At 46.3% G+C, this 16,794-nt stretch carries 15 protein-coding genes; 11 read left to right on the top strand and 4 right to left on the bottom strand.

Annotation, left to right across the window (positions count from 1 at the left end; genetic code table 11):
• Position 1 precedes the first annotated feature (1 nt).
• The 6 genes from aspS to GJB61_RS22650 all read left to right on the top strand — a co-directional run bounded on the left by aspS (position 2) and on the right by GJB61_RS22650 (position 8,589).
• Positions 2 to 1,789, top strand: a complete 1,788-nt coding sequence (gene aspS, locus GJB61_RS22675) for an aspartate--tRNA ligase (protein WP_154121301.1) — start codon at positions 2 to 4, stop codon at positions 1,787 to 1,789.
• A 73-nt stretch (positions 1,790 to 1,862) separates the two neighbouring features.
• Complete coding sequence (locus GJB61_RS22670) at positions 1,863 to 2,618, top strand: tRNA threonylcarbamoyladenosine dehydratase (protein WP_154121300.1); 756 nt, start codon at positions 1,863 to 1,865, stop codon at positions 2,616 to 2,618.
• Positions 2,619 to 2,804: 186 nt separating this feature from the next.
• Complete coding sequence (locus GJB61_RS22665) at positions 2,805 to 4,103, top strand: NCS2 family permease (RefSeq protein ID WP_154121299.1); 1,299 nt, start codon at positions 2,805 to 2,807, stop codon at positions 4,101 to 4,103.
• 94 nt (positions 4,104 to 4,197) lie between these two features.
• The gene (locus GJB61_RS22660; RefSeq protein ID WP_154121298.1) at positions 4,198 to 6,393 is read left to right on the top strand and encodes a HelD family protein; all 2,196 of its coding nucleotides are present in this window, start codon (positions 4,198 to 4,200) and stop codon (positions 6,391 to 6,393) included.
• A gap of 424 nt (positions 6,394 to 6,817) precedes the next feature.
• Positions 6,818 to 7,099, top strand: a complete 282-nt coding sequence (locus GJB61_RS22655) for a CD3324 family protein (protein ID WP_338116039.1) — start codon at positions 6,818 to 6,820, stop codon at positions 7,097 to 7,099.
• A gap of 185 nt (positions 7,100 to 7,284) precedes the next feature.
• A complete protein-coding gene (locus GJB61_RS22650) occupies positions 7,285 to 8,589 on the top strand; it encodes a replication-associated recombination protein A (RefSeq protein WP_154121296.1) in 1,305 nt (434 codons plus the stop codon).
• Positions 8,590 to 8,656: 67 nt separating this feature from the next.
• Here GJB61_RS22650 and mnmA read toward each other — a convergent pair whose 3' ends face one another.
• Positions 8,657 to 9,778 carry a tRNA 2-thiouridine(34) synthase MnmA gene (gene mnmA / locus GJB61_RS22645; RefSeq protein WP_154121295.1) on the bottom strand — a complete coding sequence of 374 codons (1,122 nt, stop codon included), beginning with the start codon at positions 9,776 to 9,778 and terminating at the stop codon, positions 8,657 to 8,659.
• Between the two features lie 314 nt (positions 9,779 to 10,092).
• Between mnmA and cymR the strand changes: the two genes are divergently transcribed.
• Positions 10,093 to 10,512, top strand: coding sequence for a cysteine metabolism transcriptional regulator CymR (gene cymR, locus GJB61_RS22640; RefSeq protein ID WP_154121294.1), 420 nt, complete (start codon positions 10,093 to 10,095; stop codon positions 10,510 to 10,512).
• A gap of 912 nt (positions 10,513 to 11,424) precedes the next feature.
• On the opposite strand, the gene GJB61_RS22635 is transcribed toward cymR, so the two are convergent.
• The gene (locus GJB61_RS22635) at positions 11,425 to 12,111 is read right to left on the bottom strand and encodes a DUF1796 family putative cysteine peptidase (RefSeq protein ID WP_338116038.1); all 687 of its coding nucleotides are present in this window, start codon (positions 12,109 to 12,111) and stop codon (positions 11,425 to 11,427) included.
• A 146-nt stretch (positions 12,112 to 12,257) separates the two neighbouring features.
• Positions 12,258 to 12,938, bottom strand: coding sequence for an SOS response-associated peptidase (locus GJB61_RS22630; protein WP_154121293.1), 681 nt, complete (start codon positions 12,936 to 12,938; stop codon positions 12,258 to 12,260).
• A gap of 64 nt (positions 12,939 to 13,002) precedes the next feature.
• Between GJB61_RS22630 and GJB61_RS22625 the strand changes: the two genes are divergently transcribed.
• Complete coding sequence (locus GJB61_RS22625) at positions 13,003 to 13,476, top strand: 2-thiouracil desulfurase family protein (protein ID WP_338116037.1); 474 nt, start codon at positions 13,003 to 13,005, stop codon at positions 13,474 to 13,476.
• A 118-nt stretch (positions 13,477 to 13,594) separates the two neighbouring features.
• On the opposite strand, the gene GJB61_RS22620 is transcribed toward GJB61_RS22625, so the two are convergent.
• Positions 13,595 to 14,425, bottom strand: coding sequence for a hypothetical protein (locus GJB61_RS22620; RefSeq protein WP_154121292.1), 831 nt, complete (start codon positions 14,423 to 14,425; stop codon positions 13,595 to 13,597).
• A 243-nt stretch (positions 14,426 to 14,668) separates the two neighbouring features.
• On the opposite strand from GJB61_RS22620, the gene GJB61_RS22615 reads away from it, so the two are divergent.
• From GJB61_RS22615 to GJB61_RS22605, 3 genes are all read left to right on the top strand, one after another.
• A complete protein-coding gene (locus tag GJB61_RS22615) occupies positions 14,669 to 15,820 on the top strand; it encodes a cysteine desulfurase family protein (RefSeq protein ID WP_154121291.1) in 1,152 nt (383 codons plus the stop codon).
• A 68-nt stretch (positions 15,821 to 15,888) separates the two neighbouring features.
• Positions 15,889 to 16,410 (top strand): PRC-barrel domain-containing protein, encoded by a 522-nt coding sequence (locus GJB61_RS22610; RefSeq protein ID WP_154121290.1) that lies wholly within the window; start codon positions 15,889 to 15,891, stop codon positions 16,408 to 16,410.
• A gap of 14 nt (positions 16,411 to 16,424) precedes the next feature.
• Entirely contained in the window at positions 16,425 to 16,634 is a 210-nt protein-coding gene (locus GJB61_RS22605) for a hypothetical protein (RefSeq protein WP_042179559.1), read from the top strand.
• Positions 16,635 to 16,794: the final 160 nt, after the last annotated feature.

The following is a 16,794-nucleotide window of genomic DNA, read 5'->3' as shown; positions in this document are numbered from 1 at the left end:
TATGACAAGAAGTCATCATTGCGGACAATTAACACCTGACAATATTGGAGAAACTGTAACCTTGAACGGCTGGGTTCAGACCCGTCGTGACCTTGGTGGTGTACTATTCATCGATCTCCGCGACCGCAGCGGAATTGTACAAGTTGTATTTAACCCGGATTACTCCGGTGAAGCACTGCAGACTGCCGATAAAGTGCGCAGTGAATATGTATTGGCTGTGACCGGTAAGGTCGTTAAGCGTGATGCCGAAACTGTAAACCGCAATCTGCCTACCGGTGAGATCGAAGTGCAGATTAGTGAGATTGAAGTGCTTAACACGGCTAAGACTCCACCGTTCTTCATCGAAGATGGTGTGGAAGTGGATGAATCACTGCGCCTCAAATACCGTTACCTTGACCTGCGTCGTCCGCAAATGCAACGGACTTTGCGCTTACGCTCGCAGGCGACTAAGATTTTCCGCGATTTCCTTGATAGTGAAGGTTTCATAGACGTAGAAACACCGATTCTGACCAAAAGCTCGCCAGAAGGCGCGCGTGATTATCTGGTACCGAGTCGGGTACATGAAGGTGAATTCTTCGCGCTGCCGCAATCACCGCAAATTTATAAACAGCTGCTGATGGTGGCTGGCATCGAACGTTATTATCAAGTTGCCCGTTGCTTCCGCGATGAAGATTTGCGTGCTGACCGTCAGCCGGAATTCACTCAGGTCGACGTTGAGACCTCTTTTATGGCACAGGATGATCTGCTCGGGATGATGGAGAAGTTGATGCAACGTCTGTTTAAAGAAACCGTTGGAGCCGATATCACACTTCCGTTCCAGCGTTTGACTTATGCCGATGCAATGGGTAAATATGGCTCCGATAAGCCGGACCTGCGTTTTGGTCTGGAGCTTGTGGAGATGAATGATATAGTGACTACCAGTGGAGTGAAGGTATTTGCTTCCGTGATCGAAAAAGGTGGCGAGGTTAAATGCCTGAACGCCAAAGGCTGTGGCACTTGGTCCCGTAAAGAAATTGATGAACTTGGTCCGTATGCCTCACGTTATGGCGCAAAGGGTTTGGCTTGGATTCAAGTGAAAGACGGCGAATTCAAAGGACCGATCGTGAAATTCTTTTCTGAGGAAGAGATTGCTGCTGTTAAAGAACGTACGGGTGCTGAGGAAGGCGACCTTCTGCTCTTCTCCGCTGATAATAAAAAGGTGGTTGCTGATGTACTGGGTGCGCTTCGCCTGAAGATTGGACGCCAGCTTGGCCTTATCGACGACAGTGTGTTCAAGTTTGCCTGGGTTACAGACTTCCCATTGCTAGGATATGACGAGGATCAAAAACGTTATGTGGCGGAACATCATCCCTTCACTCGTCCACGTGATGAGGATCTTCCGTTATTTGATACGGATCCGGGTGCTATCCGTGCACAGGCCTACGATATCGTCTTGAACGGTTATGAAGTTGGCGGCGGCTCGATGCGGATCTACAAGCGTGATGTACAGGAAAAAATGTTCTCGGCACTGGGATTCTCACCAGAGGTAGCTTACGAGAAATTCGGCTTCCTGCTTGACGCTTTCGAATATGGAACGCCTCCACACGGTGGGATTGCCTTCGGTCTAGACCGTCTGGTCATGTTACTCGCTGGCAGCACGAACCTGCGCGAGACGATTGCCTTCCCAAAAACGGCAAGTGCAACAGACCTGCTGATGGACGCTCCTTCGCCAGTGGATGCAATACAATTGGAACAGCTGCATATCAAGCTCGCTCCGAAGCCGGAGAAAGAGAAGAAACAACTAGTCTAAGACTTGCGGAGCAAGTTTTACGAAGTGGAATTTGGAAGTCTGTGCTATCACAACATTTAGGAGGCTATACGTCATGCTGCATCAATTCTCACGTACCGAGCTGGCGATCGGACCGGAAGGTCTGGAAATTATGAAGAACAGCACGGTGGCGGTACTTGGTATCGGTGGTGTTGGAGCCATGGCGGTGGAGGCTTTGGCCCGCAGCGGGATCGGCCGTCTGATCCTGATTGATAAGGATACGGTGGATATCACCAATATAAATCGCCAGATTCATGCGCTCACAACAACGGTTGGACAGAAGAAGGCCGATCTTATGGTTGAGCGTGTCAAGCTGATCAATCCGGAATGTGAAGCCATTGCGCTGAATATGTTCTATACGGAAGAAACCTGTGAAGAATTATTCAAATACAAGCTGGATTATGTTATTGATGCCTCGGATACGATTATTTATAAAGTCCATTTAATTAAGGAATGTCTGGCGCGTGGGATTGCTATGATTTCGAGCATGGGTGCTGCTAACAAGATAGATCCGACTCGCTTCCAGGTCGCTGATATCTCTAAGACCAGTATGGACCCTATCGCCCGGATCATTCGCCAGAAGCTGCGTAAGGAAGGCATCAAAAGAGGGGTTAAGGTCGTGTTCTCGACTGAACCGCCAATGAAGCCGCGTCAGGATGTCACGGATAAAATCGTTCCTGAGAATGCGCCGGATCGACGCAAAGCACAGCAGCCACCTGCCAGCAATGCATTCGTGCCGCCGGTAGCTGGACTGATTATGGTCAGCGTAGCTGTACGAGATTTGTTGGAGGCCGGCGGAGTCAGCCTATAATCGAAGCGCTTAGCGTGTGGAGCATATACATTCTTATATAATAATAAAGGACAAAAGGGCGTGCAGCCGTAATCCGGGTGCTTACGTCCTTTTGTTGTGATTAAGCGCCGAATAAACGTTGATTATAAGGCGCGTAATTCAGGTATTAATAGCCAGCGGAACTTAAATAGTAGTGGAGGTTGTACAATGAAAGCGAATTTCTGGCGGAATAGCGTGGGGCTGGAACCGGAGCAGGACTGGAAACGGGAATGGGCAGCAGGTATCCTATCATATTTTGCTTCTGTATATATTGTAATGGTCAATGCAGCGATACTCCATGATGCGGGGATGCCGCTTAGAGCGGGAATGGTGGCTACGTTGTTGACGGCCATAATTGGCTGTCTGCTGATGGCTTTTGGTGGCAAAACTCCGATCATCGTCGTACCAGGCATGGGTATTAATGCCTTTTTCACCTATACACTTGTGCATTCCATGAAGCTGGATTGGCGCGAAGCACTTGCTGTAGTGACCGTTACCGGCATCTTGTTTGCTATCGTTGCGTTCACCTCGCTTTACCGTATTCTTAGTGACGCGATTCCCCATAATCTGCAGCATGCGATTACTGTCGGAATAGGTCTGTTCCTGACCTTTATTGGCCTGCAAAAGAGTGGGATTGTGATCGCGCACCGCACGACCTTTGTGGCGATCGGACATTTTAGTGATCCTGCGGTCTTAACCTCCTGTATTACCTTAGTGCTGGCTTTAGTGCTATTTATCCGTGGAACGCGCGGAGGACTATTAATCAGCATGCTGGTGGGTACTGGACTTGCTTACCTACTCGGAGCAACACATGCGCCGAAGAATCTGGGTTCAGGTCATGTATTCACTGGTTATGGAGATGTATTTGCGGGCATGGATTGGAGCGGTGGGATCAGCCTGGTGTTCTGGATAGCGGTGTTCCTGCTGCTGTTGATCGTCGTATTTGAAAATATCGGTCTGATCGCTTCCCAGACGCTGATGGCAGGTCATCCAGAGCGCTTCAAAAGCAGTCTGCGGGCGCTCTCTATCGCTAATATTGCAGCTGGCTTATTCGGCAGTAGTCCAGTGGTCGCCGCAGCTGAATCGACTGCCGGCATTGCTGCAGGAGGACGTTCCGGTCTGACCTCACTGGTCACCGGCCTCCTGTTCGGGGCCACGTTCCTGTTCATTCCACTGTTGGCTTACGTGCCGGATAGCGCAATCGCTCCGATCCTGATTGTTATCGGCGGGCTTATGGTCCAGAGCGTACGCGAAATGGACTTTAGTGATATGACAGAACTGTTTCCCTCCTTCCTGATCATGGTTATGATTCCTTTCACCTACAGTATTGTGGACGGAATGGCGTTTGGATTCATTACCTATCCGATCCTGAAGCTGTCGATGGGCAGAGGAAAAGAGGTCCCGCCAGCGCTTTATGGAATTGCCGGGCTCTTTGTAGCTAATTTTATTTTGCATGCATTATTGTAGCTTTGAATTCTCTGGTGTGCTACAATGAGTATCCTTTTTGCTTGATCAGACATAGAAGGAATAGCTCCATAACACTTTTAGGAGGTAACTGAAATTGGAAGACAACATTCAAAGTGCCTATCAAGAGGAAGAAAGCAGGCTGAACAGCGCGCTTACGGAAATTGATACTGTACTTGAGAAACTCCGCAATACTCCGGTATACACGGGACACGAGTTTACGGAACAAGCCTTGGAGGCCTCTCGGGAACAGAAGCGCAAAGATCTTGCCAAGCTTAGGCAGGAGCCTTATTTCGGACGGCTTGATTTTCAGGGCAATGATGAAGACGAACGCAAGGCACTCTATATCGGCAAAATCGGTGCAGACCGCGAACAGGTAAGTGACCGCCCGCTAGTTATCGATTGGCGCGCGCCAGTGGCTAGCCTGTTCTATTCATTTACCGGCGGAGCTGAACCCGCTTCCTATGAAGCTCCGGAGGGACTTATTGAAGGTTTGGTCTACCTCAAACGCAATGTTGTTATCCGCAAGGAAATACTGGAGCGGGTAGCAGATACCTATAATCGAGACAGTGACGGGCCAGCAGTATCGGACGAATTCCTCGTCTATCGGCTGGGTGAGAACAAAGATAATCGACTCCGCGATATCGTTTCGACGATTCAGGAGGAGCAGGACAAGATTATCCGTGCGGCCAAGAATACGGCGCTGATCATTCAGGGCGTGGCAGGGAGTGGGAAAACTACGGTCGCGCTGCACCGATTAGCTTTTTTACTATATCAATACAAGGACCAGGTTTCAGCGGAGAAAATGATTATTTTCGCTCCGAACCGGATGTTCCTGGATTATATTTCAGATGTTCTGCCTGAGCTGGGCGTGGGCAATATTATGCAAAGTACCTTTCCGGACTGGGCAGCACAGACGCTCGGCCTTGAGTTACCGGAGCAGGATGCCACAGAGACTCTGAATCGCTGGTTTGAAGCTAAGGGTGGAATGCCGGAGATTACGGAAGAGACACAAGGACGCTTCAAGGGTTCAACGGTGCTGATGGAGATTATTGAGTCCAGCATTAAGCTGCTAGAAGTAAACTCGGTTCCAGAGGATGATTTCAGTCCCTGGGAAGGTGCAGTCCTGCGTCGTTCCATGATTCTGCGCTGGCATAATGAGGAGTATAGTCCGTATCCTCCGGCCAAACGTAAAGAACGTGTAATGGCACGGATTCACCGCTGGATTGAGATGGAGCTGAAGAAAAGTTCATCAACTGCAGCAATGAAGGATCATAAGAAAAAAGGGGCACAGCGCGAGAAAGCATACAGTGCAAAATGGCCTAAATATGACCCTTTGACGATCTATAAACAAATCTTTCGGGCTGTTAAAGTGCCGGAGAGTTGGCCGATTGAACCGTCGGAGGCCATTCCGGCAAGCGTGCTGAAGGAAACTGCTAAAGAGTTAAAAAAAGGAATTTTGCGCGAAGAGGATCTGCCGCCGTTATTATACATTCATTATTTGTTGAACGGTAACGAGGGTGGCGACCGTTTTGACCATGTTGTCATCGATGAGGCACAGGATTTCTCGCCTTTCCAGATTGCTGTGCTGGATTTGTATGTGCGCGGACATTCCTTTACCATTCTTGGCGATTTATCGCAAGGAATTCATGCCTATAAAGGCGTACATGCCTGGGCAGAAATGCAAGCGCTGTTTGCTCCCGAGCATACAGCTTATCATGCACTAACACGCAGTTATCGTTCGACTATGGAGATTATCGAGTTCGCCAACGGAATTCTAACCTCTGGCGTGGGCAGCTCATTGCTCGCCGTGCCGGTCTTCCGCAGCGGTAATCCCGTTCGCCTGATATCCTATGGGGAAGGGCAGAGCGCAGGAAATGGTGCGGAGAGTGGTCGCATTGGTGACGTTAGAGCCGCTCTGGCGGCGCTCTCCGGGCGTGAATACCGTACAGTTGCTATACTGACACGAAGTCTTCGTGAGGCTGAAGAGCTATACGCTGTGCTCACAGAGCATTTCGCGGATATTCATCTAATTGATGGCAGTATGACTGAATATCGTGGTGGGCTATCTGTGCTGCCTGTATATTTATCCAAAGGATTAGAGTTTGATGCTGTCATCCTGGCTGATGCCGATCTTGATCATTACGGCTCTGCCGCTTGGGATGCGAAGCTTATGTACGTAGGCTGTACTCGTGCGCTACATGAGCTGTGGTTGCTGCATAATGGCGGACTTCCTTCATACGTGCAGGCAACAGCAGGGGAGACTGCCACTGGCTGGCCGAATGCAGAGTAATCTGCCGCTTCAGTGAATTCGAAACTGTTGTGCAGGTTGGTGGAGAACGGTTATAACTGTTTTTGAACTTGTAACTCCTATGCAGCTATGGCTTAATAATAAGTGTCCGGCCGGGCGAGATTACTTCTGGAAGGAGGCTGAATGACATGATTTCAGAATACGAGGTGGTTTCCGTCTAAGACGGAAACCCGCTTAAACGGAGGAGGCCGCAAGGCCTCCTTATTTTAAAATATATGAATATATAAGTTTCACAATATGGAAGTATAAACATTGGAACATAGACATTTAACCAAAGGTTTTAATATAATGAAATTATTGGTTTTACCAAATATGAACATGAGAAAGGAGGCAGGTGACGTGGATTTTACTTTACATGTAGTGAACGGACGCAAAGGGACACACCTGTTGAAGGAGGAAATTGAGCGTGAGTTACGTAAATGGGAAGGATGTGCTTCCCCCTGGCTTGCTCGAAGAGCTTCAGGGTTACATCCAGGGTGAATTGCTTTACATCCCTAAGAAGAATGAAGAAAGAGTAAAATGGGGCGAAATCAGTGGTTCAAGACAAGAAATTGCCAGTCGCAACGAGGAGATCTTTTGTTGTCATCGAAGCGGCAGTTCAGTGCCTGAGCTGCAGAAGAAATACCATTTGTCGGAGGAAAGCATCCGCAAAATCATCTCAAAAGTGCGATTGGCTCTAAACCGCTAGTCCAAACTTTGAATAAAGAGCATGGCTCCGTTGACGAAGACGGATTCATGCTCTTTTTGACGATCCGGACATGAACTTAAAGCACAGGCTTCGAGTCTTTACGGGCGCTTCTGTATATGGCGTTATGGTATGATAGGAGAGGTTTAGTATCCCTATATACAAGAATACAGCAAGGATGTGGAGCTATGGATTTATTTTCTTTCGGGGAAGATACCGGGGGCGGACGTCTGTTGGCGGACCGGATGCGGCCGGAGAATCTCGATGAATATATTGGTCAAGAGCATATTGTAGGCCGGGGAAAGCTGCTGCGCAGAGCGATTGAGGCCGATCAGGTATCCTCAATTCTGCTCTACGGCCCACCGGGCTGCGGCAAAACAACTTTGGCTCATATTATTTCTCATCATACGCAAGGGGAATTTGTGCGTCTGAACGCGGTCGAAGCTTCAGTGAAGGACGTACGTGAGGTTATTGAGCGGGCTCAGAGTAATAAGTCACTGTACGGTTCGAAGACCATTCTTTTTCTGGATGAGGTACACCGCTTTAATAGCTCTCGTCAGGATGCGCTTCTGCCTGCCGTTGAGAAGGGGACAATTACCTTTATTGGTGCGACCACGGAGAATCCGTTCCATTATGTAAACGGAGCGCTGCTGAGCCGATCTACGCTGTTTCAGTTGGAGTCTTTGACCAGCGAGCACAGTCTCATTGCGATGAGAAGAGCCTTGGCTGACAAGGAAAAAGGACTAGGTTTTATGGAGCTTCAGGTAGATGAAGACGCGTTGCTGCATATAGCAACAATGGCTAACGGCGATATTCGGCGGGCATTGAATGCCCTGGAGTTGGCTGCCCTGACCACAGCACCAGAGATGGATGGGAGCGTACATATTACACTGGAGGTAGCGGAGGAATCCATTCGCCGACCGATTGTCAAAGCGGATGAGTCGACGCAGTATGATGTTCTTTCTGCTTTTCACAAAAGTATCCGCGGTTCCAGTGACGCCGCACTGTTCTGGTTTCTCTATGCGGTGGAGAAGCTTGGCATGGACCCCATGACCTTCATTCGCCGCCTGATTGCGGCCAGCAGCGAGGATATTGGCCTCGCTAATCCACAGGCGATGGTTCAGGCAGTGAGTGCTTTGGAGGCTTATCGGAACAACGGCTGGCCAGAAGCCAAACTGAACATTGCTCAAGCGATCCTCTTCGCAGTGGAGAGTCCGAAGTCCAATGCCGTTGTTGCAGCGATTTCGAAAGCAATGGCCAGTATGGATGATCTTAAATCGGCAGAGGTGCCGCTGCATTTGCGGGATACACATTATAAAGGTGCCACTGCGCTCGGACATGCTGGATATCAATACCCACATGATTTTCCAGGTCATTATGTGAAACAGGACTATTTGCCCAAGGAAATCGCAAGGCGTGTGTTCTATCAGGCTACCGAGCAGGGAAATGAAGCGAAGATCAGACATAATCAGGCGCTGCGGCGTGAACAATAAGAGGTAAGGTAACAAAAAAAGGGATGTCCTAAGCCGCAATGGCTTTAGAACATCCCTTTTCATTTCATTATGATTGCAGCGAGGGTACGACCTTCTCGGCAACTTCAATTGTTCCTCCGCCGAGACATAACTCGCCCTGATAGAAAACAACGGCTTGACCTGGCGTAATCGCCTTCTGTGGAACATCAAAAGCAACATGGAAGGTTCCGTCTTCACGTTGTGTCACAATGACACCCTGGTCAGGCTGGCGATAGCGGAACTTGGCCGTGCAGCGCAGTGGCTCATTGCCGAGCTCCTGACCGTCAATCCAGCTTACACCAGAAGCAATCAGGCTGGTGGAGTATAAGCTGTGGTGCTTGTCACCTTGGACAACATAAAGAATGTTGCTGGTGAGGTCTTTCTCAGCCACAAACCATGGCTCTCCGTTGCCGGAGCCACCGATACCCAGACCTTGTCGTTGTCCGAGCGTATAGTACATTAGCCCATCGTGCCGGCCTTTGTTCTCCCCTGTAGCGATATCAACCATTTCACCGGATTTGGCAGGCAGGTATTGGCTTAAGAATTCGCGGAAATTGCGCTCGCCGATAAAACAGACACCGGTGCTGTCTTTTTTCTTGGCAGTGTAAAGTCCAGCCTCTTCAGCGATTCTCCGTACCTCCGGCTTAGGAAGATGACCGATTGGGAACATTGTCTTGGAGAGCTGGTATTGACCCAATGCATTCAGAAAATAAGTTTGGTCCTTATTGTTATCTACACCGCGCAGAAGCTTAAACAAACCGTCTTCCTCGATAACCTGTGCATAATGCCCAGTAGCCACATAATCCGCGCCCAACTGCAGCGCTTTGTTCAGGAACTCTCCGAACTTGATCTCGCGGTTGCACATTACATCAGGATTTGGTGTCCGCCCAGCCTTATATTCTTCAAGGAAATAGGAAAATACTTTATCAAAGTATTCCTTTTCGAAATTAACGGTATAGTAAGGAATATCAATCTGCTCACACACTCGGCGAACATCCTCTGCATCGCTTTCGGCTGTGCATACTCCGAATTCATCGGTATCGTCCCAATTCTTCATGAAGATGCCAATGACGTCATACCCCTGCTGTTTGAGCAGAAGGGCAGTCACGGAGGAATCGACCCCGCCGGACATACCGACGACGACACGGATGTCTTGATTTGCTTTTGTCATCGTAATCACCATTTCTTTACCCAATATACCGGTTATTTCACGAAACACCCGGCTCAAAATGTATTATAACATAACTATCTGCCCATATCGCCCGTTGTAATGTCTATTTACCCAGAAAAGGGGTGCGAAAATGACAATTTGTCCACCGGGGGCGAACATTATCGTAAAAAGTTACGTTTTGTTCTCCAAAATTGTCCGTGGATATGATAACATAAACTAAGAGCAAACATCGGAATACCTTGATATGACAATTCTCATGTCTACCAACTAATTATTATACTATAACCAGCAATTAAACTGAAAGAGGTGCCCCTTTGAAAATATCAACAAAAGGACGTTACGGATTAACTATTATGATGGAGCTTGCCATTAGATTCGGCGAGGGTCCAACATCGCTTAAGAGTATTGCCGAGAAAAATGGATTGTCCGAGCATTATCTCGAACAACTGATTGCCCCCCTGCGCAACGCCGGACTTGTTAAAAGTATCCGTGGAGCCTACGGAGGATATATTCTGGCCCGCGAATCGAACACAATTACCGCTGGTGATATTATACGTGTTCTGGAGGGTCCTATTTCTCCTGTTGATTTTACAGAAGAAGATGATCCGGCGAAGCGTGATCTCTGGCTTCGTATCCGCGACAGCATAGCAGATGTACTGGATTCAACGACACTTTCCGACCTGATTAACTTCAAGGAAGAAAACCATGCGGATAATTATATGTTTTATATTTAGTGAAATAGCAAAAAACATTGATGCGCCAGGTTTCGGCTCCCTTAGGGGAGCCTTTTTTGTAGGTTCTGGTCAGAAGTCGCAATTATAAAGATAAGGCTACCCGATAATGTGGAAAATGTTCTTCTCATAATTCACCGTCCCGGGTTGCTCTTTTTAATCTTAATAGTGATTTAGTTATTCATCACTAATAGGAACATAAAGCTTGAGCAATTATATCCCTTATTCAGAAAAATTATAGTGAAAGCTATGTTTCATGGATTTGGGACAACTCCTTCATTTTAGGATAGGGAATTTTTCTCGTTAATTAAAAGTGATGTAAGAATAAGAGATAATATAAAAACCAATGCCATGCCGATCATTTGAAATATATTATTGTATGGATCTGGGAAAGTGATGTATTCAGTAATCACTTTGGCAAATAAAAAATATAAAATCTTTATTAGACTCCAAAAAACTAGAATAGTGATAATCCACTTTTTTATTTTCATAAAATTAATAAAATCACCTTACTTCATTTCAATTTTAGTTCATCAACAACAACATATTTATTATTTAAATCACCTTTGAACACCCTATACATGGGATCATCAAGTGTAATCACTAAAGCCAAATAAAGTATGATTTTTATCTTTATCATATGCTAAAGAGACTATAGTGTCTTTAAAATTAATGTCGCCAATGTTAAGTTTTTTCAAAGTTCTATTGCCGATATTTTGAAGGCATAGCCCCAGAGAGAGAACCTCCGTAAATCAAATCATGCTCGTTATCCCGCAATAGGGTCCATCGATGACGGATCTGTTGTCTGAGAAATGATATGTAATTTATATACAAAAATAGCTAGCAATGAGGAATCATTTAATAAAAACAAAAAGAGAAGCATGAAATAAAGGCTTCTCCAACGAATACGGGATATTAATCATTTGTTACTACTATGTCTTTCAGGATATAATCCCAACTCTCGTAATCGTCCATGTTGTTGGGGAATTCCAAGGCGCATACATTCTTGATGTTCCAATTTGCTTCTCTTACAGATATTAATTCATGTACAGGATTAAGAATAATGACGGTAAAATTGTTCTTGTTCAATAGATGAGACAAAATCGACTGTAGTTCCACAGCCTGCTCATAATCTGCGGACCACCTGATGAATAAAGTATTTTTGCTGTTCGTTAATCGATCCCAAAATCGTTTTATTCGTAGATCAAGTTTCGCTTTATAGGATGGATAGGTCATTGTCCAATTTGTACCCTCGATGATCGGGAAATCATGAACAGAGGTGATGTTGTATAGGGTGTCTTTTATAAAATAGGATTTCACTACAGCTGTCTCCGTTCTATCAACAAAAATAGGTAACCCCTCATCCAAAAAATAATGCGTATCTTCCTGCACACTCAGGTTGTCAAATTCCATGAAATTCTGAAACTTGTTTTGTAGAAGTCTGTTAACATCGGTTAGTGATATAGATACCATCCAATCAAGAGGCATGGAGAATTTTCTTAAATTCCACCTTTTCATATTTACTGCAGGAGCACAAGACGCACCTAAGCTAACTATTAAATCATAGTTTTTCTTAACATCTTGTAGGTTCAATTTACTCACCCTTTTCTAATTAAGCTCAGTTCCTTTAATAAATCATACACAGGGATACATTTCATTGATTGGACTATCATCAAGATGTTTACTGCTGGTTCATAACCCCAAAAAACACAAAGAGCAGAAGATAATCTCTCTGCTCTTTGTATTTTTTATCCTAACTCTTTGTTTTCGTCAATGAGCTCTTTCGAGTCATTCCGCACATTACCGACCGCCGAAGAAACGGGATAGGCTCTCATCTGATCTGTAGCATAAGGTTTCAGCAGCTTCATTAATTCCGGTACGTTATAATTATCCCGACTGAGCCATTCGGATTCATCTTCGGGCTTCAGAATTACAGGCATACGGTCATGTATGTCGGCCATTAGGCTGTTGGGTGTGGTAGTGATAATCGTGCAGGTACTGAGTTTCTTGCCTTCCGGATCTACCCAGATATCATACAGCCCTGCCATAGAAAAAATGCCTCCATCGAGCATAACGATCCTTAAGGGCTGCTTATTGCTGTCTTGTTTTTTCCATTCGTAAAATCCATCAGTGGGGATGAGGCACCGGCGTGTGCTGATCAGTCGTTTAAATGACGGCTTCTCTAACAGCGACTCTGCACGAGCGTTAATGAGCCTGCTTCCGCCTTTATCGTCTTTGGCCCATGAGGGAACCAGTCCCCAACGAAGCTCCCCAAGTTTATTATGTGAGCCGTTATGGATTACTGCTGGTATATATTGCATGGGAGCTGCGTTATACTTGGGAGCATAGTGAATAATTGTAGCGTCATTCGTAAGGTATCTGAGCATAAGTTCGTCCATCGAGACGGTAATCGTATATCGTCCGCACATGTTCAGCACTCCTAATAGGGTCTAATTAATATGAATAAAGTTTACTAAAGGTAGAGGTGATTTTGTGATTTTGGTAAGCTCCTGTTTAGCGGGCATGAAGGTAAGATATAACGCACTACATAGTTTAGATCATACCATTCAAAGACTAGTTGAGGAAAACAAGGCAGTTGCTGTATGTCCCGAATTATTAGGAGGGTTATCGATTCCCCGGGAACCAGCTGAGATCGTAGGCGGAGACGGCGATGATGTGCTGGAGGGAAACGCCAAGGTTATGAATAGCTCGGGGACGGACGTAACCGAAATGTTTGTCAGAGGTGCTTATCTGACTTTAGAGAAAGCACTTGAGGTAGGGGCAACTCTGGTTGTCCTGAAGCAGAGCAGTCCTTCCTGTGGGAGTTCAATGATTTATAACGGGGAATTTAATGGTGAGAAAATTGCCGGTCATGGGGTAACTGCGGCGTTGCTTAGAAGAAATGGTATTCAAGTGACTTCTGAAGAGCGCTCATCTGAAATTGATCGAATTTTAGCATTGCTGTAGTTTGTCATTAAGGGAAAACGGCTATACATGTGTATTTGCATGTATAGCCGTTTTTCTTATTTTCAGGTAAACTTGTGGGCTTGCTGATACGGCGGTGAAGGCTTTTAATGAAAACTGATTAATTGACGGTTTGTGGAACCTGATCGAAGGTCTTCAAAACCCGATCGAAAAGTGTAGACAAATCGTCATCGGAAGCCGACGAGATATTAACATTGGAGAGCATGTTCTTCACCACATCCAATGGATTGCTGGCGTTCTTTGTGGAATCATCCGCTACGTTAACCGAGTTCAGCTGGCTTTGCAGCTTCGTTAATATCGACTGGATATCGTCTGTGGTCAGTCCGGTATCAAGTGATGTTGCGCTGCTGTCTTCGGTATCCGCTGAATCCTCAACTCCCCACATAAAAGGTGGAGCGATGCTCTGCATGGATTGCAGCATAGACGGGATACCGCTTGCTCCTTGAGTCTCACTGGCCGAAGGACTATCCGCATAAGCTAAAGAGAACGGAACAGACTGAATATTTTGGAACAATGAGGAAATTTCATCTTCATTGGCAGTCGAGAGATCGATGTCACTAAGCAAATCCTGCAATGTAGCCAAGGTGCTATCTGTGCTGGATGAAGTATCCTCTTCCGAATCCGCAGAGGACACATTGGTTTGGATTTCCGTTAGCAAGGACTTCATTCGATCTGTGGTTAACGGAGGAGCAGAATGTTTTTTTATCGGAGCATAAGTATCTGTGGAGTAATCTTCTGAACTGTCATCGGTCTTGTTACTGCTGAAATACTGCAGGGCTACTTGACTGAAGTCAATTGAATCTGTTCCGGACACATTTTTGCTCTTGTTGGTACCAGAGGATTGTGTAGAGGTTGTACTACTGGTGCCTCCGTTGTTGCTGTTGTCGTAGTAATAATTTTTATTGTAATAGTTATTTATGGATACTGACATTTGCTGTCCCCTTTCGAGCCTGATTCGCCATACACAAAAAGCCCACCATCCTTCATCGGAAATGAATCTGAAAATAGGCTGAAAGTACGCTGAAAATTAGCTGAAAGTTTAGCTAAGCTTAGATACAGTGTTAAATGTTACAAAGTATGCTAAAATCCCTTGTGGCAAAGACATCCCCTCAGCGTTATAATCAAATAGTCTGGAAAGAAAACTTCCTAAGTCCCAAGAAGCGGAGAATAATCCATGAAATCCATCTATTTGGACCACGCCGCCTCAACCCCGGTTCATCCCGAGGTGGCCAAGGTCATGCTGAATATAATGACAGAGCAATACGGCAATGCGTCCAGTGTTCATCATTTCGGGCGTTCCGCCAAAAAGATAGTCAGTGGGGCGCGCGATACAATCGCGGCCTTTTTAGGCTGTTCACCGGAGGAATGGGTCTTCACCAGCGGGGGGACGGAGAGTGACAACCTGGCTATATTTGGGGCGGCAACTGCCGCCGCAGCCTCCGGTAAAGGCAAACATATCGTTACCACAGCTATTGAGCATCATGCCGTGTTGAATACCTGCGAAGAGCTGGAGAAGGAAGGTTTTACCGTCACCTATCTTCCTGTAGATGCTACAGGACGGGTATCGGTGGCGGATGTTGAGGCAGCCTTGCAGGAAGATACAATACTCATCAGCGTGATGTATGCCAATAATGAAGTAGGGACGATACAGCCTATCCAGGAAATCGGTCAGTTGGCCGCAGAACAGGGTATTCTGTTCCATGTCGATGCGGTACAGGTTCTGGGCTTGGTGCCGCTCTCCCTTCACGAGCTTCCGGTTGATTATATGAGCTTTACGGCCCATAAGATTAATGGTCCTCAAGGAATCGGAGGTTTGTATATCCGCCGGGGAGCGCCACTCCATCCAAGGCAACACGGTGGGCTTCAGGAGCGTGGTAGACGCGCAGGGACTGAGAGTCTGGCTGGAGTGGCCGGTTTTGCCAAAGCGGTCGAAATAGCAGTGCAGGGACTTGCTGCTCGTAACGAGAGAGCACTTGTACTAAGGAATATGCTGCTGCAAGAACTGGACCGCCTAATTGGGCGGGAGAGCTATACAATCAACGGTAATGCTACGTATCTTTTGCCGAGTATTTTGAATATTAGCATCCCTGGAGCAAGAACGGATGTGCTGCTGATGAATCTGGATATGGAGGGGATTGCTGCAGCAAGTGGTTCAGCCTGCACTTCAGGATCTTTGGAAATATCGCATGTTCTACAGGCCATGAAGCTTTCTGAGAATCTTTTAGAATCCGCGGTTCGATTTAGTACTGGTTTGGGTAATACTAGTGAAGAAATAGAGTACGTGGCCCGCAAAATTGAAACTATTTTGAAACGGCTACGTAAATAGGTTTAGCATCGTGTTTTAGAAATCCAGAGATCTTCATTATATTATAACGCGAAGGGATATGGGCAGCCATGAAACTACAAGATATGATCGGCCTGGCTGTTTACGAAGTCGAAGAAGGTCAAGAAATTGGCACAATTGTCGATATCTCACTGGATTCAAACTGGAATATTACGGGTATTGAACTGGAAAGTAAATCTTTTTTCGCCAGTCATGTGAAAGTTGTGGCATGGAAGGATATTGTCGCCTATGGCGAGGATGCTGTTATGATTCGCAGTAAGGAAGCGATTGAGAAGGCAAATTCCGACCACACACCCTATACTTTTCTTTCTGGAAAGAACAAACTCAAGGATTTGCAGGTACTAACTGCAACCGGAACGATACTTGGACGAATATCCGATGTTTATTTTGACCAAAAGTTGGGAAACACAATAGTAGCGCTGGAAATCAGTGACGGGCTTGTGACTGATTTGATCGAAGGCCGCAAATGGCTGCCTTGTTCTGAAGGGATCTCCATTGGGGAAAGTGCCGTCATGGTTCCCGCGATGAGCGAAGAACGGCTTCAAAAAGCCATTAATATTGTTAACGGATAGGTGGAATGTTTGATATGAAGTGTCCAAATTGCAACTCTAAAGACATTGGCAAGATCGGTTCTCATCAGTTCTATTGCTGGGGCTGCTTTATTGAATTAACCGTAAATGGCGAGAAAATGTCAGTTTATCAGGTTGAAGAGGACGGAACCCTCAGTTCGTTGGACGATCTGTTCTCCGGGGAAGAAATTGCCCAGGATTTTCCGCAAATTCACGCTTCCTCCTGATCCCTGGTTTATGTTCAAAAGAGCTACATATATTTCCGCGCCCAATCTTTGGGTGGCTATTGCAGCCACCTGTGGATTGGGCTTTTTTGCTTTTTGAAAGTTGCATCTTTGTTATACGTGCTAAGGAATTGGTATGTTACCTGCATGAAGCGGACTCTAT

The organism is Paenibacillus monticola, assembly GCF_009664975.1.
GTDB lineage: Bacteria > Bacillota > Bacilli > Paenibacillales > Paenibacillaceae > Paenibacillus_AQ > Paenibacillus_AQ monticola.
Note: the sequence above shows the minus strand (reverse complement) of the source record. Positions and strands in the feature narration are given on the sequence as shown.

Coding starts and splice junctions, on each gene's coding strand:
- GJB61_RS22615 (WP_154121291.1), top strand. CDS start 14,669: ATGAAATCCATCTATTTGGACCACGCCGCCTCAACCCCGGTTCATCCC.
- GJB61_RS22665 (WP_154121299.1), top strand. CDS start 2,805: ATGAAAGCGAATTTCTGGCGGAATAGCGTGGGGCTGGAACCGGAGCAG.
- GJB61_RS22630 (WP_154121293.1), bottom strand. CDS start 12,938: ATGTGCGGACGATATACGATTACCGTCTCGATGGACGAACTTATGCTC.
- GJB61_RS22670 (WP_154121300.1), top strand. CDS start 1,863: ATGCTGCATCAATTCTCACGTACCGAGCTGGCGATCGGACCGGAAGGT.
- GJB61_RS22610 (WP_154121290.1), top strand. CDS start 15,889: ATGAAACTACAAGATATGATCGGCCTGGCTGTTTACGAAGTCGAAGAA.
- GJB61_RS22605 (WP_042179559.1), top strand. CDS start 16,425: ATGAAGTGTCCAAATTGCAACTCTAAAGACATTGGCAAGATCGGTTCT.
- mnmA (WP_154121295.1), bottom strand. CDS start 9,778: ATGACAAAAGCAAATCAAGACATCCGTGTCGTCGTCGGTATGTCCGGC.
- GJB61_RS22650 (WP_154121296.1), top strand. CDS start 7,285: ATGGATTTATTTTCTTTCGGGGAAGATACCGGGGGCGGACGTCTGTTG.
- aspS (WP_154121301.1), top strand. CDS start 2: ATGACAAGAAGTCATCATTGCGGACAATTAACACCTGACAATATTGGA.
- GJB61_RS22620 (WP_154121292.1), bottom strand. CDS start 14,425: ATGTCAGTATCCATAAATAACTATTACAATAAAAATTATTACTACGAC.